The organism is Billgrantia pellis, from assembly GCF_008297955.1.
In the GTDB taxonomy this organism is placed as follows: domain Bacteria; phylum Pseudomonadota; class Gammaproteobacteria; order Pseudomonadales; family Halomonadaceae; genus Halomonas; species Halomonas pellis.
Genome location: NZ_VTPY01000004.1, coordinates 333,751 through 357,513, shown reverse-complemented (window position 1 = coordinate 357,513; position 23,763 = coordinate 333,751). Strand labels below are relative to the sequence as shown.

Genomic DNA, 23,763 nt, shown 5'->3' with positions numbered 1-23,763 from the left:
AACATCGAGAAGTGGTTTCATCGGGCATTCCTCGGGTTGAGCACGTCTCGCAGACGATCGCCGACAAGGTTGATCGAGATGATGGTTATAAGCAGGGCAATGCCCGGAAAGAAGCTGATCCAGTACAGGCCGGAAAGCAGATACTGGTAGCCATTGGAAATCAGCATGCCCAATGACGGCTCGGTAACCGAGGCGCCAAGGCCGAGAAAGGACAGCGTGGCTTCTAGCCCGATGGCCCGGGCCACCTGCATGGTAGCGATAACGATGATCGGCGCCAGACAGTTCGGCAATAGATGCCGCAACAGAATCCGTCGGGCGGGAAGGCGCAGGCAGCGGGCCGCCTCGATGAATTCCTTCTCGCGTTCGACCAAGGCGGTACCGCGCGCAGTTCGGGCATAAGTCGCCCATTCGGCGATGATTATCGCGATGATCACGTTCATCACGCCATTGCCAAGGATGGCCAGGATCATCAGTGCCATCAAGATGGTGGGAAACGACAATTGCAGATCGACCAGTCGCATAATCAGCGACTCCAGGCGTCCACCAACATAGGCGGCGAGCAGGCCGACCGAAGTGCCCAGGAAAGCGGCGGTCAGTGCGGAGGCGATTCCGACGAGCAGCGATGTGCGCAGCCCATACATGATGCCCGACAGAATGTCCCGCCCTTGCCCGTCGGTACCTAAGTAATACGGCACGCCGGTCATGCTTTCCGAACCGGGAGGCAAGCGGCTGTCGAGGATATCGAGTTGATTCAGATCATACGGGTCCTGTGGTGAGATCCAGGGCGCAAAGATGGCGATGCAAACGATGACCACCAATCCAATGGCACCGAACAATGCCGCTGGCGAGGAAAAGTAGCGCTTCAGCGCAGGACCAAGCCGCGGTTGCAGTGGCGCTTCGACGTCGGCGCTGAGCCCGGCGAGCGCAGTGTTGTCGGCAAGTTTGGAATCCATGGCCTAGTTTCCTCCGTCCAGCCGGACACGAGGGTCCAGCAGGGTGTAGGCGATATCGATGATGAAATTGAGCATGACGAATAGCACCACCATCATCATTAAATAGGCGACAATCACCGGACGATCGAGCAAGTTGATGCTATCGATGATCAGCTTGCCCATGCCCGGCCAGCCGAAGATGCTTTCGGTGACGACCGAAAATGCAATCAACGAGCCGAATTCCAGGCCGAGTATGGTGACCACCGGAATCATTAGGTTTTTCATCAAGTGAACCAATACGACTCGATGCTCCTGTAAACCTTTAGCTCGAGCGAACTTGATGAAATCCTGTGGCAGCACTTCCTGTACACCGGCGCGTGTCAGACGCAGTACTAAAGACGTCTTGAACAACGCCAGGTTTAGCGCCGGCAAGAACAGATGAGCTAGCCCATCTCGGGTAAGGAACGACCATCCGGCGCCCAGGAAACCGACCGTTTCGCCGCGCCCGTTCGAGGGCAGCCAGCCCAACTGGACGGCAAACAGCAGGATGAACATTAAGCCGACCCAGAATGTCGGTAGCGAAAAGCCAAGGATGGACCCGCTCATGATCAAGCGTGATGAGAGTCGTTCAGGATACAACCCAGCATAAAGCCCCAGCGGCAGGCCGACGACAATGGCAATGAACATGGCGCTCAGGGCCAGCTCCAGAGTGGCTGGAAAGCGCTCCATGATTACGCCCAGTGCGGGGCGGTTGTATACGAAGCTGTCACCAAAATCACCATGCAAGAGTCCTTGGAGAAAGTGCAAGTATTGCTGCCAAAGCGGAAGATCGAGACCGAGATGTTCCACCACCCTGGCCCGTTCAGCCTGGTTGAGATCGGGGTTGATGAGTATGTCGACTGGATTGCCGATGACATTGATGCCAATGAAAACTATCACCGTCATCGCAAGAATGACGAAGATCGCCTGAATGGCACGGCGAATGAGCGCGGTCAACATGCCTAGTTCCTCATCAGCGGATCGACGCTGATCGCCATTCCGTCACGCTGTGGATCGGCGGCGCCAGCCGAACGACCATTGCGAATATGGATGCCGTGCAAGGCGGCGAAGGCATAGGTTTGTGGAGAGCGGATCACTTCATAGCCTTCGGCCCGGAGCGTACCGGACACAGAACGACGAATTCGATTGCAGATGTCGATAGTATTCGAGACGCCAACAATGCGAGGCGCGGCAATGGCGGCATGGATATCCATGTTGTGGTCGATCATGCTGATGATGCCTTGTGCCACGGTTGGCGCGATATAGCTGCCGCCTGGCGCGCCAATCACGATTTCGGGCTCGTTGCCCGAGAAGACGATGGTCGGCGCCGCCGAGCTTGCCCGGCGCTTGCGCGGCGCAATGGAGGCGGCGCGCCCGGGGCGTGGATCAAAACGCGCCATCAGCCCGTTGTACATGAAACCCAGGCCATCGGTGATCACGCCGGATGGGCTGCCCAGTGAATGTGTCAAGGCGACGGCATTACCCTCGGCATCGACGACCGAAATATGGGTCGTATCGCGCTGGCTGTCATCCAGCCTCTCCACATAAGCACGCTCTCCGCGTCGAATAGACTCGGCGTGGGCCGATGCGTGTGCTTTCGACAACAAGCGCTCGATGGGGACATCCACATAGGTGGGGTCGCCCATGTAGGTCTCCTTGTCGATGGTCATGCGCTTCATGGCTTCGAACAGCGTGCGTACATAGTCGACCGAGCCGGGCCGCATCGCAGCGAGATCGAAGTTTTCGAGAATTTGTAGCAGCTCGATCATCGGAAAACCCGATCCTGGCGGCGGGCTGGACGCGATTCGGCGCCCGCGATAACTGCCCCAAACCGGCTCTGCCTTGGAGATTGCGTACTGGGCCAGATCTTCCCGTCCAATCAACCCACCGTGGACGGCGAAATCGTCCGCGATCGCCTCGGCGATCTCGCCATGATAAAAGATACTGGCGTCACCACTTTCGGCAATTCGGCGCAGAGTTTTGCCAAGATCGGGATTGCGAAGGATCTCGCCGACGCGCAGCAGGCTGCCGTCTTCGTGGAAATAGACGCGTCGGCCAGTAGCGGAAAAGCGCAGCTTTTCGAGCGTGTTGGTTTGCCCATCGCCGCTTTGGTCCTTGGTCCAGTACCAATGCATGTGCGGCCGTACCATGAATCCTTGCTCGGCATAACGAATCGCGGGTTCGATCAGATCGGCCCAGTCCCAGGTGCCATAGTCCCGCAAGGCTGTCTCGTAGCCTTTAAGGGAGCCGGGAGTGCAGCACGCCTGATAACCGATCTCGGACAGATTGTCCTCCAGGATGAAGCCAAAGCCGTCCCGGCTTTGTCCGACTAGTTTGTCGAGCCACATGTCGGATGTCGCCGCGACGGAGGCATGAGCATAGAACTCCAATATTTCATGGATGCCGCGTTTGGGCATGTAGACCTGCATAGAGCCGAAACCGCCAATCCCCGACATTTGCGGGTCCACAACGCCTTGTACGAAGGCGCAAGCCAGGGCGGCGTCGATGGCGTTTCCACCACGCTCCAATACTTGCGCGCCAGCCTCCACGGCTTCGGGTTGGGGAGCGACGATCGTAGCGTTACGAATCATGCACGCATCTCCTTGAGGCGAGCGGTGAGGAATGCCTTGACGTGGGCAAGCACTTTCATGCGGTCGTGAGAGACGCCGGAAACTTCGTCGAAGGTCACCTTGACGCCAACGGACTCGAAGGATTTTTGTAGCGTTTGAAGTCGCTCTGGCCGTGTCTTGCCTGCTTCGTTAGCACCTTCCATCCAATATTTCGAACCGGGTGCATGAGTAATCTCCCATGTCTCTAGATCGAGTCCGCCGACGACCATCTGCACAGGTACCCGTGCCAGTGCATCAGCATCGAAAGGCCGACCGAATTTCTCGGGTAGATCGCGGATACCGACCCACCAATCGCGATCGTGATCGAGCAGCGTCACCGAGCCGGGAGCGCCAATACTGGCGGCCCACAACTTCTCGGGATGCAGAATGGCGAATCGATGCGTGAAATGACCACCACCAGAAAAACCGAACATGGCGAATTTTGACCAATCCTGATCGTATTTTTCGGCCATTTCCGCCACCATGGCGAGTACGACTTCGTCGTAGCGTATGTCACCTTCTATTATATATTTATAACCGGATCTTGCGCCGTCTCCCTGCACATTCACAGGGAATATCGGGCATAGAATGGCGCAGTCGTTATAAAGGCCAAATTCAGAAAATCCGTCGCGAAAATCTAGAGCCGATGTACGGCCCGTTCCATGGATTGCCACCAATAGGTCCACTTTTCTTCCCTTGGACGCAGCGGGCGGAACATAAAGCATCATATGGAAACGAGGGTCGAGTTTTGAGGCGAAAACTGCCGTTTCTTCATAATCATAAACTATGCGGGCACGCGCGACAGCATCACCCGTTCCAAGTTCTTGCATGGTGCTCTCCGGATGGGATTTGGAAAGGTGTTAAGCGCAGCACCTTTCCTGGTTAGTAATTTAATGAGATGTTCTGTGGACTTCGTAGGAAAGCGTATATTTGTCTCCGCGTGGCTTGTATTCTATGTCCTCATGGGCACCCATCACCATATTTTCGTAATGCAAGGGAATGAGCCAGTTATTATTAAAAACGAGATCCGAAACCTTTTGAAGCAAGGGTTCTCTTGCTGATTCATCGAGAGTTTGGGTTGCTTTAGAGAGGAATTCGTTGATTTCCTGTACATCAACACCTCCACCGTTATAGCGGCCAGTGCCCGTTTCGGAATTCCTTCCGGCAACGGTGGCAAGTGCAGGGTTGGAAACTTCACCTGTATTCACACCCCATGAAGCAAGATATAGCGAATATTCTCCGTTAGCGTACTTGCCGGAGTACACTGACCAAGGTAATACCTCGACCGTTGTAGCAATGCCTATTCTCGAGAACATCTGGCCGACAGCCTGCAATACCTCACTATCATTGACATAGCGGCCTGACGGTCCATGAATGGTCATCGCAAAGCCGTCAGGGTAACCCGCTTCAGCCAATAGGTGACGGGCGCCTTCAGGATCGTAGCTAATTTCCTCGACTTTTTTGGAGTGGCCAAGAAAGCCATCAGCGACGAATTGGTGGGCTACGGTGCCGTTCTTGCGCATGACACGATCCACGATGGCTTCACGATTGATCGCCATAAGTAGCGCTTTTCGAACCCTCATATCTTTGAGAGGATTGGAATCGAGTGAGTGCCCCTCTTTCGTTTTAATGAAAGGCGTCTGATCTCGCATAACGTCCATGCCGAGATAGACAAGTCGCGTGGATTGTCCGCGGATAATCTTCATCGTATCGCTCTGCTCCACGCGGTCGATGCCTTCTGCGGGCAGAGATTCGATCAGGTCAAGATCACCGGCAAGTAGAGATGCAAGTCGCCCGCCGTTATCGGGAACCATGCGAATGGTCACATGGGACCATTCGGAGGGGCCGGCAAAGTATTCCTCGTTACGGTCCAGCTCAAGACGGTCCCCAGGTGTATATGACACAAACCTGAAAGGCCCGGTACCAATTGCAGCAGTGCCGTTTTCGAAATCGGCTACGCTCGCACCTTCATACTCGGAGCTAATGATGCGGATTCGGCTCAGCGAGTTGAGAATCATTGGGTCTGGTACTGTGGTCTCAACCGTGACCGTGTAGGGCCCATCGGCGGTTACATCGGCGATATTGCGCGTATAGGAAGCAAATGACTGACTTTCCTTGTCCCGGGCGCGGAGCAGCGAGGCGACCACGTCTTCCGAATCGAAGCTGGAGCCATCGTGGAAAGTCACGCCCTCGCGTAGGTGAAAGCGCCAGTGGGTATCGTCGACGATTTCCCAACTAGTAGCTAGCTGCGGGTTATTTTCCGCAGAACCGCCCCGGTCGATCAGGCTATCGAATATATGCCGGCTGGTTGCATTGTTAGGAGAATTTGAATCTTCATGTGGGTCCAGCGATGTGACCACTGCAGCCATGCCGATCGATAGCGCTTGGCTTTCTTGTGCGTTGGATGGCATTGCCGAAGCGGTGAGTAGTACAACCGCGGCGCCCACGATAGTCCTGTTTATCACTGTATGAAACACGAGATAACTCCTTGGTTTCTGGGATTGTTATTGATGTGCACAGCGCCAGAAGTCGCTATTGCGAACTCTTATGATGTGAAGATGCTCGTGATTGTGTCAAACTTATTTTGAATGTGTTTCGTTGTGCGATACGATAGAAAGGCAGCATTTCAGAATGAGGAGATGGTTTTGGAAAATAAAAATTATTCAGTAAATTCAGTGGGTAAGGCTTTCGACCTCTTGATGGCGGTGGCCCGTAAGCCTGATTCTGGCATTACTGACTTAGCCAAAAGTACAGGGATGACCAAGTCGAGAGTCTTCCGTTTGTTGCACACAATGGAACAGTGTCGTGTAGTTGCGCGGGTCGAGAACAATGGCTATCGGCTTGGAACCGCAATGTTGGTGATGGGAATCACTGCTAATTCTCAAATTGACTTGGTGAAACTGGCTGACCCTATTCTTGAGGAGCTTTGCCAGCGTGTTAATGAGACGGTGCAGTTACGTATTCTCGATGGAAACGAGGCCCTATGTGTTGCGAAATGCGAACCATCTAGAGATCTGAGAGTTCACGCCATTGTTGGGCGTCGTCGTCCTCTTTATGCAGGGTCCATGAAGGCACTACTTGCTTTCCAAAGCCAAGAAATGATTGAGAGATGTGTTCCTTCAAAACCTGAGAGATTTACGCAAAATACTCCTAGGTCGCGTGGCAATATCTTATCTGAGCTGACTAAGATACGTCAGCAAATGTACTGCATTAGCCGAGGAGAGGTGAGCGAACAATTGGTGTCGGTTGCGGCCCCTGTATTTACAATGGATGGCACTGTCATTGCGGCCTTGAATGTGGCTGCTCCTGCATTTCGAACTCACGACTCAGAGCTCGAACATATCATACGTCTTGTGACGTCTTCGGCAGAGCGTTTGTCGGTTGGGTTGGGGCGAAAGAAAGAGGAAAGTACAATTTAATTGAGTAAAGCGGCAAGCGTGGGGTTGTTGGGTTTTTGGCGCTAGTGGGTGTAGTTACTAAGAGTATTGTCAGCGAAATGCCCATGTAACTATGAGTCGTCTATCATTACGAGACGAGGCCAGCCGATGCGCATCTCAGCGATCGAGGCCGTGTTCCTGGCGGGCGATGATGATGTAGTCCACCAGAAGGATCGAGTTCTTCGTCGCAATGCCCATCAGCATGACCAGCCCGATCAGTGCGGGAAGCGACAGCGCCGATTGGGTGACGAACAGCGCCAGGAAGGCCCCGGGGACGGAGAGCACCAGCGCCACGAGGGTGGTGACCGGCTGCATGCAACTTCGGAACAGCAGGACCCGCGCGTCTTTCAGAAGCCTTACCGGTGGGACGGAGCGATCGAAAGCTTTCGGTAAGTTTTCCGTAAGTGCGCGGATGCGAAAGTGGGCCTCTTTAGCAACACGCGAGAAACGCTCATGTCACTCGTACCCCCGTTAACCTCAAGCTCCCATACTTCTTTTTCGCGCATGGCAGCTGCTTCAATGCTCACCGTTGGATTCTTCACCTCGGCGACGGCCATGGCCCAAGAGCCGACTGGCGCCGAGTCGTCCTCCACCACCTGGGGGCTTGGCCTCGGCGTCGTGAGCGAGCAGGAGCCCTACGCCGGTATCGACCGGGACCACACGCCCATACCGCTGCTTGAGGTCGAGAACCGGTACCTTCATCTCTTTGGCCCCCAAATCGTATTCAAGCTGCCGAGTCTCGACATCAGCGACTCTCAACGGCTCAACTTCGGTATCGTCGGCAAGTACGACGGTAGCGGCTACGAGGAGGGCGACGCCCCGATCCTCGACGGTATGGACGAGCGCAAGGGCGGCTTCTGGGCGGGCGGCAAGGTGGAGTGGAGCAGCAATGTGGTTGACGTCAGCGCCGAATGGCTGGCCGACGCCTCAGGCAACAGCGAAGGCCAAGTCATCAATGTCAGCCTGGAGAGAACGTGGCGTTTCGGCAATCATGTTCTCCTCACGCCACACGTAGGGGCGAACTGGCATGACGAGAAGACCACCGATTACTACTTCGGCGTTCGCGACAGCGAGGCGCGTATCGACCGCCCCGCCTATGTGGGAGAGTCCGCTACCAACCTCGAGGCGGGAGTGCGTGGCGTCTACATGTTCAATAAGCACCACTCCGTGCTCATGGGTGTCGAAGTGACGCGCCTGGCGGACGAGATCAAGGACAGCCCGCTGGTGGATCGCTCGACCGGAAACAGTATGTTCCTTGGCTACCTCTACCGTTTCTGATGAGCCGCATACTTCTGGTCGAGGACCACGACCGGCTGGCCCGGCTGATGGGCAAGGGGCTGGAAGCCGCCGGCATCGCCGCCGATGTGGCTGGCCGCATCGACAGTGCATGGGCTGCCATTCAGCAGATACCCTACCAGGCATTGATTCTCGACCGGGGATTGCCGGACGGGGATGGCCTCATACTGCTGCAAAAAGTGCGTAGCGCTGGCCTCGGCGTGCCTTGCCTGGTGTTGACGGCGCGCGATGCGCTGCATGACCGGATACAGGGGCTCGACGCCGGTGCCGACGACTACCTGCCCAAGCCGTTCGCCATGGACGAGATGGTGGCGCGTGTCCGGGCACTGCTGCGCCGTCCCGTGGCGTTCCACCCGCTCGACCCCAGCCATGGCGATCTCACCCTGCGCCCCGATGCCGGCGTGCTGTGCCGCGGCGACGAGAGCGTCACCCTCGCTCCGGCGGAGCTGCACATCATGCAACGGCTCTTGCACAAGCCCAAGGAAGTCGTGCGCCGCAGCGCGCTGGAAGCGGCGGCCTGGGGGCTGAGCGAGGCGGTGACGCCGAACGCCCTGGACGTGGCCCTGCACCGCCTTCGCCGCAAGCTGCTCGCCATCGGTTCGCGCCAGCGGATCGTCAACGTCAGGGGGCTGGGCTATGCGCTTCGTGAAGCTGATGCCGCTGAATAGCATTAGCCTGAAGGTGCTGCTGGCCTATGTGGCAGGGATGATACTCAGCATCACGCTGCTCGTGATCGCTGCGGTGGTGGTGGTTCAGACCAACGTACTGGCCCGGATGGACCTGGTCGATGCCGCAGAGGGGCTGTCGGACGATATCGAATTCGACAGCAGGGGTAGGCCAGTGGGAATCGACTCGCGCCGCTTGAACGAACTCGCCTGGTTGTTCGAAGGCCCGCAGCGCGAAACGGCCTATCGGATTCTGGATGACGCCGGGAACGTAGCTTTTTTCTCGAGCGCTGGCGAGGCGTTCTGGCCGGCCGGAGGCGACCTTCTTTGGCTGGAGCGTGGCAATTTCGCCTTCGAGCACGAGGGAACTGCCTTTTTCGGCGCCACGGAGCCCCTCGAGCATGCGGGGCAAACGTGGTACCTGCAGTTCGCGGCCAGCGCCAGGTTCGTGGATCTCCTTCATCGCGCTGCCTTTCCGCTCGTGGTGGCTGGCATCGTGGTCTTCGGCGTCGTCCTGTTCGTCGCCTTCGGCTTGTGTGCCTACATCACCTTGCGCTACACCCTCAAGCCGCTACGCGACGTGTCGGAGTCCGCCGCGGCCATCTCGCCGCGCTTCATCAGTGCCCGGCTGAAGACGGAAGCGGTGCCCGCGGAGATCGCCCCTCTCGTGGATAGCTTCAATCGGGCCTTGGAGCGTCTCGAACGCGGCTATCGCGTACAACAGGAGTTCCTCGGCAATGCGGCACATGAGTTGAAGACGCCGCTGACGCTGATCCGTGCCCAGATAGAGCTGTTAGACGCTGGCAAGAACGATCGCGACTCGCTACTGGGCGACGTCGCGTACATGACGCGACAGGTGCAGCAGCTTCTGCTTCTGGCGGAAGCCAGCGAAGCGCACAACTATCACTTCACCACCGTCGGGATGCAGGAGGTGGCTCACGATGCCGCCTCCTATTTGCAGCGCATGGCGGAATCCGCCGACGTGCACTTGGCGGTGCGTGCTGTCGGCGACGTGAAGTGGAAAGCGGACCGCTCGGCCTGTTTTACCTTGTTGAAGAATCTACTGGAGAATGCCATCCAGCATGCCCCCGCACAGACCTCCGTCAGCGTGGAGATCCAGGGCGATACGGTGACCGTGCGGGACAGAGGTCCCGGCGTCGATGCGGAACAACTGCCCCGGCTGTTTGAACGCTTCTGGCGTGCTGCACATCGACGCGACCACGGAGCGGGGCTAGGGCTGGCGATCTGCCAGGAGATCGCCCTGGCGCATGGCTGGCGCCTCACGGCCGAGCAGGCCGAACCGGGGCTAAGGTTCCGGTTGTCGACGCCGACTATCCGCTGGTGAGTTGCGGGTTTCCCTTTTTCCACTAATGCAGATTATGGTCAGCTAGTGGTGAATGTGGGATGACCTCAAACCTCTTCCTGGAGCTTTGTGACTTCCCTGCCCATCACGAGACATCCATGAACATACTCGATAAACGCGCTTACTACCTGCTGGAAGTCAGCAGCTGCGGCGGTATTCGTGCGGCGGCGGAGCATCTGCACATCAACCCTTCAGTGGTTAGCCGCCAAGTGCGTAGCCTTGAGCGAGACCTGGGCATGGCACTTTTGGAGCGCCAGGGCCGCCACGTCATGCTGACCGAGGCGGGCCAGTTGGTGGTGGAGAGCTTTCTCGCCCAACGGCGGCTCAATTCAGAGCTGGGTGACACGCTTTCCCGGCTGCGTAATCTGCAAGCGGGTAAGGTGGTGGTTTCGGTGGGCGATGGATTCATGGATAGCTTTATCAACCACGTGATGAAGCGTGTCTCCGAACACTACCCGGAGGTGATGATCGAGATCAAAACGGGCATCTACTATCCCCGCGAGCCCCACGAGATGGTCGCCAATGACGAGGTGGATATTGCCATTACCTATGGGCCGATTTCAGATCCGCGGCTGGTGGTCCACTCTTTTGAACGCGGCCCGCTATGCGCCTTGGTGGCGCCTTTTCACCCCCTGGCCCGGCAGGAACGCGTGACGGTGGCGGAGCTTTTGCAGCACAAGCTAATTTTCCTGCCCGATGTATCGGGATCGCAGCAGTTCGTGAATGCGCTATTCAGTGCGGCTGGGCAGCCCGCCACGCCCGCCTACCGCTGCAACCTGCATTCTGTTTCACGGCGCATGGCGAGTGCCGGTATTGGTGTGTCGTTCATGACAGCCGCCGCAGCGCGGCATGAAGTGGAGGAAGGGCAGCTCAAGGCGATTCCTGTGGCGCACCCACTGGCGGCCAGTAGCCAAGGCAACCTGGTAAGAAGAGCCGGCAGAAGACTTTCGCCCGCTGCCGACTATCTCTGGAAGCTGATGCTGACGATGCAGTAATCAGTTCGTCGTCATATAAACGCCGGGGCCGATCGGCCACCCCATGGCCAGCCAGAACATCAAAAAGGCGGACCAAGCCAGTAAGAAGGTGACGGCCAGCGGCAGCATGGTGGCGATCAGCGTGCCTAGTCCCATATTCGGCTTATAGCGCTGCATGTACACCAACGCGACCGAGAAGTATGGGCTCATGGGCGAAATGATGTTGGTGCTGGAATCGCCAATACGGAACATGGCCAGTACGAACGCCGGGTCGAAGTCGATCATCATCAGCATCGGCACGAACACCGGTGCCATCAGCGCCCACTGGGCCGAGCCGCTGGTCATGAACACGTTGAGCACTGCACTCATGGCAATGAAAGCGCCCACCAGCGGCAGGCCGGTAAAGCCTGTGCTCTGAAGGATGCTCGAACCTTCTATGGCGATGTACTGACCAAGCTCCGACCATCGGAAGTAGGCGATGAACTGGGCAATGGCAAAGAACAGTACCAGTGTGGGTGCCAGGTCGCTTGCTGATTCCGCCATGCGTTGCGGCACGTCCCGGCTGCTTTTGATCTTACCGGTGGTAATGCCGTAAACCAGCCCAATGGTAACGAAATAGCCAAATAGCAGTGGCACCAGCGAGCGCAGGAAGGGAGATGGAATGAGGCCGCCTTCCTCGTTGCGCAAGGGCGATGCCTCCGGCAACACGGCGATGAACACCAGCGCCAGGTAAATCAGTGTGGCAATGCCCACCCATTGGAGGCCGCGTATTTCATCTTTCGTCAGCTCGGGTTTGACGATATCGGTCTTGAAGTCCTTGCCCATGGGTAGCGTACGTTGAAGCCGTGGCTCGACCACCTTATCCACAATCAGTGTCCCCATGATGGCCAGCACAAATACCGAGCAGGCGACGAAGTAATAGTTATCCACGGGCGAGATGTAGGCATCCGGGTCCACCAAGCGCGCCGCATCGGTGGTGATACCGGCAAACAGCGCGTCCCCCACGGTAATGAACAAGCTGGCATCGAAGCCGGCACCGGCGGCAGCGTAGGCGGCGGCCGCGCCGGCCACCGGATGGCGGCCCACCGAGTAGTAGACCATCGCGGCCAGAGGAATCAGGATCAGGTAGTTGGCATCTGACGCGATACTGCCGCAGATGCCGGCCATGAAGACGCAGAAGGTCAAAAGCGACGGCGGCGCCTTGGCCACGCTCACCTGCATCAGCGTAGACATCAGGCCGACCTTGTCGGCCAAGCCGATGCCGAACATCACGACGAGGATGAGCCCAAGCGGTGGAAAATTGACGAAATTGCTGACAACACTGGTCAGCATGAACTCTATGCCGTCACCTGAGAGCAAGCTTTGAACGTAGACAGTGTCGCCGGTTTGAGGGTTGACCGCCGAGACGCCAAGCGCGGCGAGCAGGGCGGAAATCACCACCACTACCACGGCCAGAATGGTAAACAGAATAAACGGATGGGGGAGTTTGTTGCCCACGCGTTCGATAGACGAGAGTACGGATTGCATCATTTTGTCGCCTTTATTTTTAGAGCTTTTGAAAGTGAACGGCTATTAGCGGTGAGCAAGCAGGCTGCAGGCGAGCGCCACAAACATGCCGCCAGCCACCGGCAGTATGCGGTCGTTGAAGTCGTAATGTTCGTTATGCAGGTAGGCGCTATTACCGTTACCCACGAAGAAAAAGCAGCCGGGTACTTTTTGCAGGTAGAAGGCGAAGTCCTCGGCGCCCATGGTGGGCATGTAATCCAGCTTTTGGATATCGTCGCTCACCTCATACTCGGACGCTAATGCCAGTACTCTGTCTGACCACTCGGGATCGTTGGCCAGCGGCGGGACTTGGTGAATGTGCTCGAGCCTGAAGCGAGCGCCATGAGCGTCGCACACCCCTTTCGTCACTTGCTCGAGCTTGCCGGTTAGTGCCTCACGTGAGGAAGGACGGTCACTGCGAATGTTGACCAGCAATTCGGCGCTGCCCGGAATCACGTTGGCGGCATCACCGGCATGAAAGGAGGCCACGGTAATCACGCCGGATTCCAGCGGCGATTTGTGCCGAGCTACTAACCCTTGCAGCTGCTGCACCAGTGAGGCACCCACGTAGATCGGGTCAACGGCCAGATGAGGCATGGCCGCATGGCCTGAGGCGCCCTCGATGGTCACCTTGTACGTGTCATTGCCACCCATGGCCGGGCCGGGTTTTACGAACAGCTGGCCTTCAGGAAAGCCGGGGCGGTTGTGGTAGCCAAACACCGCTTCCACCTCCGGATTTTCAAGCACCCCCGCCTTTACCATGGCCTCCGCGCCGTTGCCGCCTTCCTCCGCCGGCTGAAAGATCAGCTTGAGGTGTCCGCACAGTTGGTCACGTCTCTCCATGATGGCTTCGGCGGCAAGCAGGAGCGTGGCGGTATGGCCGTCATGGCCGCAAGCATGCATCAGACCTTCGTGTTTCGAGCGGTGGCCGAAGGTGTTGGCTTCGCGAATGGGCAGGGCGTCCATGTCGGCGCGAAACGCGATTACCGGACCTTCGCGTCCGGTATCCAGCTCTGCCAGAATGCCTGTCGTCGCGATGCCTTCGGTTACCCGATAACCCAGGCTACGCAAACGATCTGCTACCCGCCTGGCGGTTTGCGTTTCTTCGTACTTGAGCTCAGGGTATTGGTGAAGCGTATGCCGCATAGCGGTGGCGTTGTGTATTTGCTTGTCGGTAAACATTGCCTGTCCTGCTGTAAGGGTATTTCTGTAAGTGTCGTTATGGGAAGGAGTAACCCTAAGGGACTTGGGAGGCAGAAAGGAGAGTGGAAAACGTCAGGTTCGTTGCTTTCTGGGCAACAGACAGTGACAGCGCATTGCCCGATCGCATCGCACTGACTCAATGCCTAGATCAGAAAATGGTTGAATAAACGTGTAGTCACTATGGTGTTTGCGTTGGCGTTTTTGGAACTGGATGAATTTAAAGATACCAATGATCGATATGGCCATCACATGGGCGAAGGGGTACTTCAGACGGTCGCAAAACGCTTGGCGTGTCTCGAGCGAGGCTAGTTTCTGGCATGCCGCACATCGGCGTGACCACGGCGCGGGGCTAGGGCTGGCGATCTGCCAGGAGATCGCCCTGGCGCATGGCTGGCGCCTCACGGCCGAGCAGGCCGAACCGGGTCTGCGGTTTCGGCTGACGAATGGGGAGGGGAGGGAGGTTGACAATAATCCTGAGTGACCTCTAGAGGGGCGAGTTGACCGCTATAGGTGGAGGTTCCCGCCAAGTGGCCGAACCATTCGGCGGTTGGATTCACGCAGGCCTGACCAGGCATTGAGGAAGAGCGTCAACAGGATCACAAAACCGCCGAGCAGGGTCGCCTGAGGCGGCTGCTCACCCAACCACCACCAAACCCACAGGGTGCCAAACACGGCTTCAACCAAATAGAACAGGGCAACTTCTGCCGACGGCAGATGACGGGTCGCATTATTGATCAGCGCGGTGGCCAATGGCATCTGCAGTAGGCCCATCAGGGCCAATATGCCATAGCTTTGTGTCGTGAGGGCCAGCGGCGTAGCCATCGGCCAGGCAAGGAACGCCGATAACCCACCTCCCATGGCGATGAGGGGTATTCTGTCCAAGTTGGGGTGACGGCGCAGGAGCGTGAGGTTACCACCGACGGCGGCCGCTGCGATCACCGCGTAGACATCGCCGACAAGGCCGTCGCCGGTCAGCGAGGCAGAGAAGACGATCAGCATGCCGGCCATGGCCGAAAGGATTGCCAGCCAGGTTCGCACGGCCACGGGGTCATGCAGAAAGAAATGCGTAAAGAGGGCAGCAAACAGAGGGGCGGCACTTAGGATGACCACCACATTCGCTACCTTGGTGTTCATGACAGCCAGGACAAACAGACTGGAGGTGATGCCCAACAGTATCGCGGAGAACAGTGATACCCCAAGATAGCCGCGCAGCGTGGCCAACCGGCGCCCGTCGAGGCACAGCAGACCGAGCGATAGTCCCATCAGGGCACCCCGCCAGAAGATGATGTTCCACCCATCCGTTGCCGCCAGGCGGACCAGCAAGCTGTCGAAGCTCAGGACAGTGACACCGGAGGCCGCCATCACCAGGCCCCGTCCGTGGCCATGTAAAGAGAAAGACATCCGAAGTGCTCCTGCGGGATACGTAGTGATCAGGCGTTCAGCCGTGGCGATCAAGAAGGTGCTGACGGTTTGTCTGCAAGGATACGGCCCCGGTGGGAGTGGGCTATTCTCTTCACGTCATGCGGAAAGGCTTGTGCGACACCCGCACGCCTCCTAAACCGTCATTAACCTTTTCATCCTGATGCAGGGACCCTTGATGGCGGCATAGCACTTGATGCGGCCAGCTAGGTCATCGGGCGTGAGCGCCCATGCCCGGCCTGCGCTGAAGCCGGCGGTGCTCTAGCTGCAAGGCGTCAGCGAGAGCACCTCTGAAGGCGAATCCACGCCTCGCTTGAGTAACAGGTTGAACGGTCCAGCGGTAAATTGTCTGCTCGGTCAAGCCGCTCTGCGGGACCACCGGAACGACATAAATCACCAATAACAAGGTGATGGAAATAACCAATTATATGCTATTCGAAAATACCATTGGAGCTCATGGAGAGCTTATCATTATTCCTCTTCTTCACCTTCACCTTGTGGGCAGTATTTTTCGATATAAAATTTCCTCGCCGGTTCCATGTGATTAAGGCAGCATTCTGCAAGCCCAACCAAATTGCCTCTCTCAATATAATCTATCATCATACGATGCTCTTCTTCAGCGATAGCCTGAAGATTAAAATCTCTTAGCCCATGAGAGCGAATGCCGTGTGTTTTAGAGTTAGAAAATTCTATAGCCTCGACTATGCTTTCATTGCCCACCCCTGAAAACAGAATGTGATGGAAGCTGTTGTTGTGTTGGTATATGGCTTCTATATCATGCATGCGCACTGCATGAGAGTGTGCCTCCTGGGCGCGCTTAAGATTATCCAGCCATGCCGGTGAAGGAGGCAATTTAATTAATCTTGCTGCCGCATCGTGCAAGATCCGTCTCAGCTGGTAAAGGTTGTCAACTTCGCGGCGAGTATAAAACTTCACCTGGGCACCGCGATTAGGATATCTGTGCACGATGCCTCGTTGCTCTAGAACCTGAACGGCGGATCTTACAACATGTCTTTTGGCATCAAATCTAAGCATTAACTCATCTTCATATATTCGCTGCCTAGGCAACAGAAAACCGAATATTATCTCTTTTTCCAGAGACTCTACAATTTCGTTTACCGCAGCCTTAACAGCAAATCCATGTTTCAACTTTCACGCCCTCCCCGCAGCCACTATCTCGAGAATGTCTTCGAAAATAAGAATAATTTAATTATTGATAATCCTATCATGAATAAAGATCTTGCTCCACCTCTTCTGGTTCGTTAATAGTTACGACCACAACCACAGCAACGAAAACTGAGCTTACAGACTCACCGGGAGACACGCATGTTCAAAAAGTCAATCTTGGCAACGTCATTGTTAGCGGTAGCAGCAACTGCATCAGCCGACTGGCCAGAAAAGCCATTGGAGCTCATCGTTGCCTATTCCGCGGGTGGCGGCACCGACGTGACAGCACGTGTATTGCAACCACTGCTGGAAAAGGAACTGGGTCAAAGCGTGGTCGTCGTAAATCGTCCTGGTGCCGGTGGCGAGGTGGGTCACGCTGCACTGGCCAGCGCCGAGCCCGACGGCTACACCATCGGCATCGTCAATCTGCCGCCGATGCTGACCATTCCGATCACTCGCGATGCGTCTTTCAACGTCGACGATATTATCCCGGTGGCGGGGCTGGTGCAGGATCCTTCTGCCATTTCGGTACCATCAAGCAGCCCCTTTCAAACTTTGGATGAGCTGGTAGCCTTCGCGAAGGAAAACCCAGGCGCAGTCACTGTGGGTACCACTGGCGTGGGCACCGATGACCACCTTGCGGTGCGCTATCTGGCCAAGGAGGCGGATATTACGCTGACCCACGTGCCCTTCGCTGGCGCCGGTCCGGCGCGAACCGCGCTTCTGGGCAGCCACGTCTCGGCAGCGGCGCTTAACTTGGGTGAGGCGATGCCAGCCGCGGAAGAGGGCAAGGTGCGAATTTTGGCACAATTCGGCACAGAGAGCTCCGAGCTCGCCCCTGAAGTGCCCACCGCTCTGTCGCTGGGCTTCGACGTGGCCATGCTCTCCCAGCGCGGCTTGGGGCTGCCGGCCGGTGTCGATCCGGCAATCGTGGCTAGGCTCTCCGAGGCGGTAGCTAACGTGGCCAACGATGAGGCGTTCATAACCCGCAACCACGAACTCTACACCGAAGTATCCTACATGTCCGCTGACGATTTCGCTGCTCACATCGAGTCGCTCAGTGCTGACTATCAGACGTTGTGGGACGAGTCCCCTTGGCAGTAAGCGGGCAAGAATCGTATGGATGCAAAGGTCACGGCGAGAGAGCGACTCGCCACTAATATCATGGTGGCCGGTATCGGCGCGCTGATCTTGTGGGACAGCGCGTCTCTGACTGGTGCCAGTGCCTATTTTCCTGTCGCTGTAGGAGTATCGTTGATCGCCTTTTCGGCGATCAGCGCCATCAATCAGATATTGCGCACGCGTGACTCTGCCCGCACTAGTGAGGCCTCGCTGATCCATGGCTTGGCGGGGCTAGCCCTGTTGGGGCTATTCGTGGCCAGCGCTAGCGCTATGGGCTTCTTGACCTCGGCGCTATGGTTTCTGCCCGCTATGGCGATGCTTGGCGGAGAGCGCCATGGATGGCGCGTGGTGCTGATCACGCTGCTATTCACCCTGCTGGCGTGGCTGCTATTCCATCTTGTGTTTGCCCAAAGCATGCCGCCTGAATTCATTTTTGGAGAAGTGAGATGATGGAGCTGCTTGGCGGCGTAATGGCGGCCATCACACCCGAAAGCCTGTTGGCGATGTTGGCCGGCACGGCGGCCGGCATCTTGGTCGGTGCGATTCCGGGGCTGACCGCTACCCTTGCAATGGCGCTGCTGCTGCCGTTTACCTATACCATGGAGCCGTTGACATCGCTGGGAATGATGGCGGGTATCTACAACGGATCAATGTACGGTGGGGCGATTCCCGCCATCTTGATGAAGATCCCCGGCACTCCGTCTGCGGTGGCTACGGTATTTGATGGTCATCCTCTGGCCAACAGCGGTCGGGCCAAGTTCGCATTGCACGTGGCACTGTGCTCTTCGGCAGCCGGGGCGGTCATAAGCGCTGTAGCGCTGATGCTACTAGCACCGCCGCTGGTGGCGTTCGCGCTCAAATTCGGCCCGGTCGAGTATTTCTGGATCGCTATCTTTGGCATGACCAGCGTGTCGTTGCTGCTGGCCAACGCACCAGCCAAGGGCATCGCCTCGGCGCTTCTGGGCGTAACGGTGGGCATCGTCGGTATGGACATGGTCAGTGGTGCCGAGCGACTAGTGTTTGGCATACGGCATATTGCCGGGGGTATCAATATTGCCGTGCTGCTTACCGGCTTGTTTGCCATTCCGCCGGCCCTGGCAATGCTGGAGGCGAATAGCCGGAGGCTGGGCAACGCCACTGTGACCGGTGTTGGCATCACCCTGCGCGAGGCGCTGGGCTTGGTCAAGACCTGGCTGCGCTCAGGGTTGATAGGGGTGGTCGTTGGTGTGATGCCAGGTGCCGGCGGCAATCTGGCAGGCATTCTCAGTTATGCCGAGGAGAAGCGCGCGGCTAAGGACGCCAGCCGTTTCGGCCAGGGCGACCCACGAGGCATTGCCGCCTCAGAGTGCGGCAATAATTCCGATAACGCCTCATCATTGATTCCTACCCTGGCGCTGGGCGTGCCCGGTAACTCAGTGGCGGCGCTGATGATGGGCGCCATGTTAATCCAGGGGCTCAACCCTGGACCGGCTTTGTTCTCCCAGAGCGGTGAGGTGGTTTACGGCTTCATGTGGCAGATGCTACTGACGGCCTTCATGATGCTAGGCGTTGGTTTCGCCGGCGCAGGTCTGTTCGCGCGTATGCTACGTGTGCCCACTGGCCTGCTGGCGCCAATGATCCTGGTAGTGTGCTCCACCGGCACCTATGCCGCCTCCAACAGTATGGTCGACGTCTGGATCATGCTGGTGGTGGGGATCGCGGCCTTCTTTCTGTCGCGCTCGGGCTATCCCATTGCTCCCATTGTGTTGGGCGCCATTCTCGGACCCATGGCCGAATCGAGCTTCCGTCAGGCGCTGCTAATCTCCCGTGGCGACCCCCTTGCCTTTGCCGCCTCGCCCATCTCGCTGACGCTGATTGCGCTGATCATCGCGGTGCTGCTGTTTCCGCTGTGGCGTCGCTGGCGACACAAGATGGCCGCTGCGTAATTCTTCGCCCGGGCATTCCGCCCCTCGTTCAATGAAAGGTAATTCGTTGCCATGTCCACACAGAGTGCAACCCAACTGATCAGTATCAATCCGGCTACGGGGCAGGAGGTGGGCCGCGTGGCGGTGACCACCCCCGAAGCGCTGGACGCGGTGGTAGTGCAGGCCTGGGATGCCTACCGCCACTCCGGCTGGAAGGAGCGGCTGCCCCATCAACGCGCTGACGTGTTGCGTACCATCGCCGATCGCCTGGCCGCCGAAAAGGAGACTTTGGCCGTGCTGCAGATGCGCGACAACGGCAAGCCATTGTCGGAGTGTCGCGGCATGGTCGACTACGCGGTGGGCGCCTTCCGCTACTACGCCTCGGCCTGCGAAACCCTGGAGACTTCGGTGACTCCGCCGCGCGGCCAGTACGTGTCGTTCACGGTGCTCGAGCCGTTCGGCGTGGTGGCGGCGATCACTCCCTGGAACTCTCCGATCATGAACGACGCCACCAAGGTGGCACCAGCGCTGGCGGCGGGCAATGCAGTGATCCTCAAGCCCTCGGAAGACGCACCGCTGCTGGCGCCGGAGCTAGTGAGGATCGCCGCCGAGGCCGGCCTGCCGGCGGGGCTGCTTCAGGTGGTGCAGGGGCGCGGTGCTGAAGTCGGCGCCGCGCTGGTTGCCCACAACGGGGTGCGCATGGTGTCTTTCACCGGCGGCACCGCCACCGGCCAGGCGATCGGCCGGGTCGCCGCCGACCGGGTGATTCCGGTGGCCCTTGAGCTGGGCGGCAAGTCGCCGCACATCGTCTTTGACGACGCCGACCAAGAGCTCGCCGTAGCGGCGGTAATCTCCGGCATCTTCGGCTCAGCCGGCCAGTCCTGCGTGGCCGGATCGCGGGTCTTCATCCAGGCCAGTATCTATGACGCCGTGCTTGAGCGCATCACCGAGCAGGCGCGAACCATCCGGGTCGCCGCTCCCGACGCGCCGGACCTCGAGATGGGGCCGCTGGCCAGCTTCGCCCACCGCGAGCGGGTCGAGGCCTTTGTCGAGCGCGCCCGGGAAGAGGGTGGGCGCATATTGTGCGGTGGGGCGCGCCCCGAGGGTGCGGCATTCGCCGAGGGCGCCTATTACCTACCCACGGTGATCGACGGCCTCGCCCCCCACGCCCTGACCTGCCAGGAGGAGGCCTTCGGCCCGGTGCTGGTGGCGCTGCCCTTCGACGACGAGGCCGACCTGATCGCCCAGGCCAACGACACCGCCTTCGGCCTGGCTTGCGGCATCTGGACCGAGAGCTTCAAGCGCGCCTGGCGCGTGGGTCGCGCCATCGAAGCCGGCTCGGTGTGGATCAACACCTACAAGCAGTCGGTGACCAGCACCCCCTTCGGCGGCTTCAAGAGCAGCGGCATCGGTCGCGAGAAGGGGCTCGATGGGCTGCGCCTCTACGGCGAGGTGAAGAGCCTTTTCTTCGGCCTGCAGGAGCAACCGTTCCCGGTTTCCAAATAGGCCGCATTCCCGCCTGTCGGCATTTGATGCCGGCGGGCGCTCAGCCCCGATACACGCGGGCGGCCGTGCCGCCGGCGCCTTCCTTCACGCATGAGGTAACCAATCGATGAGCGCAAATACGGTGGCCGTCTACGGCTTGGGCAACATGGGCTATCTGGTGGCCGAGCGCATCTCGCAGGCCTTTTCGCTGCAGGTCTTCGACCTTAGCGCAGAGCAGCTTGCGCGGGCCGGCGCGGCGTTCGGTGCCACGCCGATCAGCGACCCCGAGCAGCTCGCCGCGACCCGCTTCGTGGTGCTGTGCCTGCCCTACCCAGCGGCCTCGCTGAGCGTATTGGCCGAGATCGCCCCTCATCTTCCCAAGGACGCGGTGGTGATCGAGACCAGCACCGTCAATCCCGCCGACATGCAGCGCAGCGCCGATGTGCTTGCGCCTCACGGCCTCGCGCTGATTGACGCCTCGATCCTGGCCGGGGTGAGCCAGATGGCAGCCGGCACCGCCAGCCTGCTGTTGGGCGGAGATGCCTCAGCCATCTCCGCCGCACGCCCGGTGCTCGATGCAATCACCGAGAAGCAGATTGTGTTCGGCACGCTGGGTGCTGGCGCAGCTGCCAAGGTAATCAACAACGCAGTGGCACATGCGGTGATGGTCGTGGTGGCCGAGGCCGGCGCCATGGCCACCGCCAGCGAGGTCGACGTTGAACAGCTCATTGGTCTGCTCTCTGATACGCAGATGGGTCTGCATCGCCCGCTTACCTACCGCTATGCGAATCGTGTGGTCAATGGCGACTACAGCGGCGGCATGCCGCTGGACGCAGCGCGCAAGGACTCCGAGCTTGCCCTTTCCCTGGCCCAGTCTCAGCGGATACCGCTTTTCGCCATACAGGCCTGTCACAGCGTCTACGAGTTAGGTGCCGCGGCAGGCTATGGTCGGGAGGACTATGCTGCTATCGCCAAATTATGGGCCGACTGGGGAACGCCTTCTGCCCCTGGTAACCCTGAATTCAACCGATATTAACAAGCTCCAAGCCCTGAGAGGATGGGGCTATGCGCACGAAACAAGCGCACACCGAATATCGGCCACAAACCACCTAATGGGTTGTTTGCGGTCGGTTAGAGGAGATAGTAGCTAGTCAGTGATGAGTGCGCTCTCAACGCAACAAGGCCCGCCTAGGCGGGCCCTGATTTCGAACCGGGGAGGTTCGACAACTCGTGACCGTTAGGTCAAGCGGGTTTGATGTTTGAAGCCTGGAGGCCTTTCTTACCCTGGGTCACGTCGAAAGAGACGGTTTGACCTTCCTGCAGGGACTTGAAGCCTTCCGACTGAATCTCGGAGAAGTGGGCAAAGAGGTCATCGCCACCATCGGTAGGAGTAATGAAGCCGAAACCTTTGGAGTCGTTGAACCACTTAACTGTACCAGTTGCCATGATAAAAAATCCTTACGCGCTAACGCGCCTTGCAATGTGCCTGGTGTTACCCAGATGTTGTAGCGGGTAAAACAAGGAAAAAATTACAGGGCTGCCGAAAGAATCCGAACGCTACTGGAACTGTGCCGCTTGCTTACCAACTGAGCCCACAGTGTCATGCTTTGGCACCGTGGGTCAAAGGCTTTCTTTTTTATTTCAGGGGCGGCGCACGCCCCTCACCTTGCCGTTGCCTCCGCCGCCGCAGGAGAGCGGCCGTTGCCATCGGCTTCGAGCCCCGACGCCCCGACGCCGCCGCCATTGTCCTGGCCGACAAGCTCGTGCGTCCCGCCCATGTGCGCCAGCGTTCGGTTCGGCAGGCATGAACGCAACGGGGCCCGCATGGGCGGGCCCTGGTCCACTTAATGGGCCATCATTTCATGGGCGATGTCATGCCCATCCAATGCGGATGGGTAGTAGGTCGGCCAGTTCGTGACTTCCTCCAGTAGGACCTCACGATCATCTCCCCAATACAGATGAAAGTGATCGGCGTCAGTCGGAGAGATGGCGTGATCGCTGAACTGAATAAACTGGGGCAGACCGTTAGCCTCTTCGGCGAGCTCGAAGACGTATCTGACACCTCGATTGCCCGCTTCGTAGGTCAAGATTTCGTATCCATCATAGGCGTACTCGCCAGAGCGTCCTTCGTTGCCTTCCTCATAGAAGGTAACGGTGTCACCCTCAATGACGATACGATCTACGTCTGTCTGATACCCCGTCGCATAGTAGGCCTTGTACGCTTCGGCTGTCTTTCCGCCATTCTGTTCTGCCTTGTGGGCAAAGACCTCGTCAAGGGTGCCGTCTTCTAGGTAGGGGAATACGGATTGCCAGTCTCCTTCCCAATCCGAAAGCGAGCGATCCTCTACCTGGCTGTCTTCGAAGTAGCCGGCATAAGTGTCCTCGTCATGGTCATGACCATGGCTGTGCTCGTGCTCGTGCTTATGTCCGCCGTGTGATGCCACCGCACTTTGCACGCCTCCCAATGCCAGTAAGCCGACTGCTAGTAGGCTGACTCCTTGTGTCAATGCTCTTTTCACTGCCAACGCTCCTTTGTTCAGAAATGAGATGAGCCAATTCAGGTCTAAAAAGATACGTTATACCATAACATTTGGCAATGGCTG

The 23,763-nt window shown here is 58.1% G+C and carries 23 protein-coding genes; 11 read left to right on the top strand and 12 right to left on the bottom strand.

Annotation, left to right across the window (positions count from 1 at the left end; translation table 11 throughout):
- Positions 1–17: 17 nt before the first annotated feature.
- From F0A17_RS11955 to F0A17_RS11935, 5 genes are read right to left on the bottom strand one after another with little or no spacing between them, the layout of a single operon-like run.
- The gene (locus F0A17_RS11955; protein ID WP_149328561.1) at positions 18–953 is read right to left on the bottom strand and encodes an ABC transporter permease; all 936 of its coding nucleotides are present in this window, start codon (positions 951–953) and stop codon (positions 18–20) included.
- Positions 954–956: 3 nt separating this feature from the next.
- Positions 957–1,931 (bottom strand): ABC transporter permease, encoded by a 975-nt coding sequence (locus tag F0A17_RS11950; protein WP_149328560.1) that lies wholly within the window; start codon positions 1,929–1,931, stop codon positions 957–959.
- Between the two features lie 2 nt (positions 1,932–1,933).
- Complete coding sequence (gene ggt / locus F0A17_RS11945) at positions 1,934–3,562, bottom strand: gamma-glutamyltransferase (protein ID WP_223111534.1); 1,629 nt, start codon at positions 3,560–3,562, stop codon at positions 1,934–1,936.
- Positions 3,559–4,410, bottom strand: coding sequence for an alpha/beta hydrolase (locus F0A17_RS11940; RefSeq protein WP_149328559.1), 852 nt, complete (start codon positions 4,408–4,410; stop codon positions 3,559–3,561). Before F0A17_RS11940 ends, ggt begins: the two co-directional genes overlap by 4 nt.
- A 60-nt stretch (positions 4,411–4,470) precedes the next feature.
- The gene (locus F0A17_RS11935) at positions 4,471–6,057 is read right to left on the bottom strand and encodes an ABC transporter substrate-binding protein (protein WP_223111533.1); all 1,587 of its coding nucleotides are present in this window, start codon (positions 6,055–6,057) and stop codon (positions 4,471–4,473) included.
- Between the two features lie 168 nt (positions 6,058–6,225).
- Between F0A17_RS11935 and F0A17_RS11930 the strand changes: the two genes are divergently transcribed.
- Positions 6,226–6,999, top strand: coding sequence for an IclR family transcriptional regulator (locus tag F0A17_RS11930; RefSeq protein ID WP_223111532.1), 774 nt, complete (start codon positions 6,226–6,228; stop codon positions 6,997–6,999).
- Between the two features lie 135 nt (positions 7,000–7,134).
- Here F0A17_RS11930 and F0A17_RS11925 read toward each other — a convergent pair whose 3' ends face one another.
- Positions 7,135–7,347, bottom strand: a complete 213-nt coding sequence (locus tag F0A17_RS11925; protein ID WP_228716907.1) for an efflux RND transporter permease subunit — start codon at positions 7,345–7,347, stop codon at positions 7,135–7,137.
- A gap of 225 nt (positions 7,348–7,572) precedes the next feature.
- Between F0A17_RS11925 and F0A17_RS11920 the strand changes: the two genes are divergently transcribed.
- The 4 genes from F0A17_RS11920 (at position 7,573) to F0A17_RS11905 (ending at position 11,336) form a co-directional block, all read left to right on the top strand.
- On the top strand, positions 7,573–8,295 hold the full coding sequence (locus tag F0A17_RS11920) for a MipA/OmpV family protein (protein WP_228716897.1): 723 nt from the start codon (positions 7,573–7,575) through the stop codon (positions 8,293–8,295).
- On the top strand, positions 8,295–8,981 hold the full coding sequence (locus F0A17_RS11915; RefSeq protein ID WP_149328556.1) for a response regulator transcription factor: 687 nt from the start codon (positions 8,295–8,297) through the stop codon (positions 8,979–8,981). Before F0A17_RS11920 ends, F0A17_RS11915 begins: the two co-directional genes overlap by 1 nt.
- On the top strand, positions 8,950–10,323 hold the full coding sequence (locus tag F0A17_RS11910) for a sensor histidine kinase (protein WP_149328555.1): 1,374 nt from the start codon (positions 8,950–8,952) through the stop codon (positions 10,321–10,323). The genes F0A17_RS11915 and F0A17_RS11910 overlap by 32 nt, the downstream gene beginning before the upstream one ends.
- 116 nt (positions 10,324–10,439) lie before the next feature.
- Entirely contained in the window at positions 10,440–11,336 is an 897-nt protein-coding gene (locus F0A17_RS11905) for a LysR family transcriptional regulator (RefSeq protein ID WP_149328554.1), read from the top strand.
- Here F0A17_RS11905 and F0A17_RS11900 read toward each other — a convergent pair whose 3' ends face one another.
- Positions 11,337–12,845, bottom strand: coding sequence for an AbgT family transporter (locus F0A17_RS11900; RefSeq protein WP_228716896.1), 1,509 nt, complete (start codon positions 12,843–12,845; stop codon positions 11,337–11,339). It lies immediately after the preceding gene.
- A gap of 42 nt (positions 12,846–12,887) precedes the next feature.
- Positions 12,888–14,042 carry a M20 metallopeptidase family protein gene (locus F0A17_RS11895; protein ID WP_149328553.1) on the bottom strand — a complete coding sequence of 385 codons (1,155 nt, stop codon included), beginning with the start codon at positions 14,040–14,042 and terminating at the stop codon, positions 12,888–12,890.
- Positions 14,043–14,243: 201 nt separating this feature from the next.
- Between F0A17_RS11895 and F0A17_RS11890 the strand changes: the two genes are divergently transcribed.
- Positions 14,244–14,372, top strand: a complete 129-nt coding sequence (locus F0A17_RS11890) for a diguanylate cyclase domain-containing protein (protein ID WP_149328805.1) — start codon at positions 14,244–14,246, stop codon at positions 14,370–14,372.
- A gap of 195 nt (positions 14,373–14,567) precedes the next feature.
- Here F0A17_RS11890 and F0A17_RS11880 read toward each other — a convergent pair whose 3' ends face one another.
- Together F0A17_RS11880 and F0A17_RS11870 are read right to left on the bottom strand one after the other, a co-directional pair.
- Positions 14,568–15,425, bottom strand: coding sequence for a DMT family transporter (locus tag F0A17_RS11880; RefSeq protein WP_228716895.1), 858 nt, complete (start codon positions 15,423–15,425; stop codon positions 14,568–14,570).
- A gap of 528 nt (positions 15,426–15,953) precedes the next feature.
- Entirely contained in the window at positions 15,954–16,631 is a 678-nt protein-coding gene (locus F0A17_RS11870; protein ID WP_149328551.1) for a GntR family transcriptional regulator, read from the bottom strand.
- Positions 16,632–16,808: 177 nt separating this feature from the next.
- Between F0A17_RS11870 and F0A17_RS11865 the strand changes: the two genes are divergently transcribed.
- The 5 genes from F0A17_RS11865 to F0A17_RS11845 all read left to right on the top strand — a co-directional run bounded on the left by F0A17_RS11865 (position 16,809) and on the right by F0A17_RS11845 (position 22,196).
- Positions 16,809–17,753: a tripartite tricarboxylate transporter substrate binding protein gene (locus F0A17_RS11865; protein ID WP_149328550.1), complete on the top strand. Its 945-nt coding sequence runs from the start codon at positions 16,809–16,811 to the stop codon at positions 17,751–17,753.
- A gap of 15 nt (positions 17,754–17,768) precedes the next feature.
- Complete coding sequence (locus F0A17_RS11860; protein ID WP_149328549.1) at positions 17,769–18,221, top strand: tripartite tricarboxylate transporter TctB family protein; 453 nt, start codon at positions 17,769–17,771, stop codon at positions 18,219–18,221.
- The gene (locus F0A17_RS11855; RefSeq protein WP_149328548.1) at positions 18,218–19,696 is read left to right on the top strand and encodes a tripartite tricarboxylate transporter permease; all 1,479 of its coding nucleotides are present in this window, start codon (positions 18,218–18,220) and stop codon (positions 19,694–19,696) included. The genes F0A17_RS11860 and F0A17_RS11855 overlap by 4 nt, the downstream gene beginning before the upstream one ends.
- 51 nt (positions 19,697–19,747) lie before the next feature.
- Entirely contained in the window at positions 19,748–21,181 is a 1,434-nt protein-coding gene (locus F0A17_RS11850) for an aldehyde dehydrogenase (RefSeq protein ID WP_149328547.1), read from the top strand.
- A gap of 106 nt (positions 21,182–21,287) precedes the next feature.
- The gene (locus F0A17_RS11845) at positions 21,288–22,196 is read left to right on the top strand and encodes an NAD(P)-dependent oxidoreductase (RefSeq protein WP_149328546.1); all 909 of its coding nucleotides are present in this window, start codon (positions 21,288–21,290) and stop codon (positions 22,194–22,196) included.
- Positions 22,197–22,402: 206 nt separating this feature from the next.
- Here the strand turns inward: F0A17_RS11845 and F0A17_RS11840 are convergent, their stop codons facing one another.
- Positions 22,403–22,606, bottom strand: coding sequence for a cold-shock protein (locus F0A17_RS11840; RefSeq protein WP_149328545.1), 204 nt, complete (start codon positions 22,604–22,606; stop codon positions 22,403–22,405).
- A 398-nt stretch (positions 22,607–23,004) separates the two neighbouring features.
- Positions 23,005–23,679, bottom strand: coding sequence for a metal-binding protein ZinT (locus tag F0A17_RS11835; RefSeq protein WP_149328544.1), 675 nt, complete (start codon positions 23,677–23,679; stop codon positions 23,005–23,007).
- Positions 23,680–23,763: the final 84 nt, after the last annotated feature.

Excerpts from the sequence above, each read along its gene's own strand:
- ggt (WP_223111534.1), bottom strand. The coding sequence starts at position 3,562 with ATGATTCGTAACGCTACGATCGTCGCTCCCCAACCCGAAGCCGTGGAG.
- F0A17_RS11890 (WP_149328805.1), top strand. The coding sequence starts at position 14,244 with ATGGTGTTTGCGTTGGCGTTTTTGGAACTGGATGAATTTAAAGATACC.
- F0A17_RS11880 (WP_228716895.1), bottom strand. The coding sequence starts at position 15,425 with ATGGCGGCCTCCGGTGTCACTGTCCTGAGCTTCGACAGCTTGCTGGTC.
- F0A17_RS11850 (WP_149328547.1), top strand. The coding sequence starts at position 19,748 with ATGTCCACACAGAGTGCAACCCAACTGATCAGTATCAATCCGGCTACG.
- F0A17_RS11900 (WP_228716896.1), bottom strand. The coding sequence starts at position 12,845 with ATGATGCAATCCGTACTCTCGTCTATCGAACGCGTGGGCAACAAACTC.
- F0A17_RS11895 (WP_149328553.1), bottom strand. The coding sequence starts at position 14,042 with ATGTTTACCGACAAGCAAATACACAACGCCACCGCTATGCGGCATACG.
- F0A17_RS11860 (WP_149328549.1), top strand. The coding sequence starts at position 17,769 with ATGGATGCAAAGGTCACGGCGAGAGAGCGACTCGCCACTAATATCATG.
- F0A17_RS11950 (WP_149328560.1), bottom strand. The coding sequence starts at position 1,931 with ATGTTGACCGCGCTCATTCGCCGTGCCATTCAGGCGATCTTCGTCATT.
- F0A17_RS11840 (WP_149328545.1), bottom strand. The coding sequence starts at position 22,606 with ATGGCAACTGGTACAGTTAAGTGGTTCAACGACTCCAAAGGTTTCGGC.
- F0A17_RS11915 (WP_149328556.1), top strand. The coding sequence starts at position 8,295 with ATGAGCCGCATACTTCTGGTCGAGGACCACGACCGGCTGGCCCGGCTG.
- F0A17_RS11905 (WP_149328554.1), top strand. The coding sequence starts at position 10,440 with ATGAACATACTCGATAAACGCGCTTACTACCTGCTGGAAGTCAGCAGC.
- F0A17_RS11855 (WP_149328548.1), top strand. The coding sequence starts at position 18,218 with ATGATGGAGCTGCTTGGCGGCGTAATGGCGGCCATCACACCCGAAAGC.
- F0A17_RS11940 (WP_149328559.1), bottom strand. The coding sequence starts at position 4,410 with ATGCAAGAACTTGGAACGGGTGATGCTGTCGCGCGTGCCCGCATAGTT.
- F0A17_RS11920 (WP_228716897.1), top strand. The coding sequence starts at position 7,573 with ATGGCCCAAGAGCCGACTGGCGCCGAGTCGTCCTCCACCACCTGGGGG.
- F0A17_RS11845 (WP_149328546.1), top strand. The coding sequence starts at position 21,288 with ATGAGCGCAAATACGGTGGCCGTCTACGGCTTGGGCAACATGGGCTAT.
- F0A17_RS11955 (WP_149328561.1), bottom strand. The coding sequence starts at position 953 with ATGGATTCCAAACTTGCCGACAACACTGCGCTCGCCGGGCTCAGCGCC.
- F0A17_RS11865 (WP_149328550.1), top strand. The coding sequence starts at position 16,809 with ATGTTCAAAAAGTCAATCTTGGCAACGTCATTGTTAGCGGTAGCAGCA.
- F0A17_RS11910 (WP_149328555.1), top strand. The coding sequence starts at position 8,950 with ATGCGCTTCGTGAAGCTGATGCCGCTGAATAGCATTAGCCTGAAGGTG.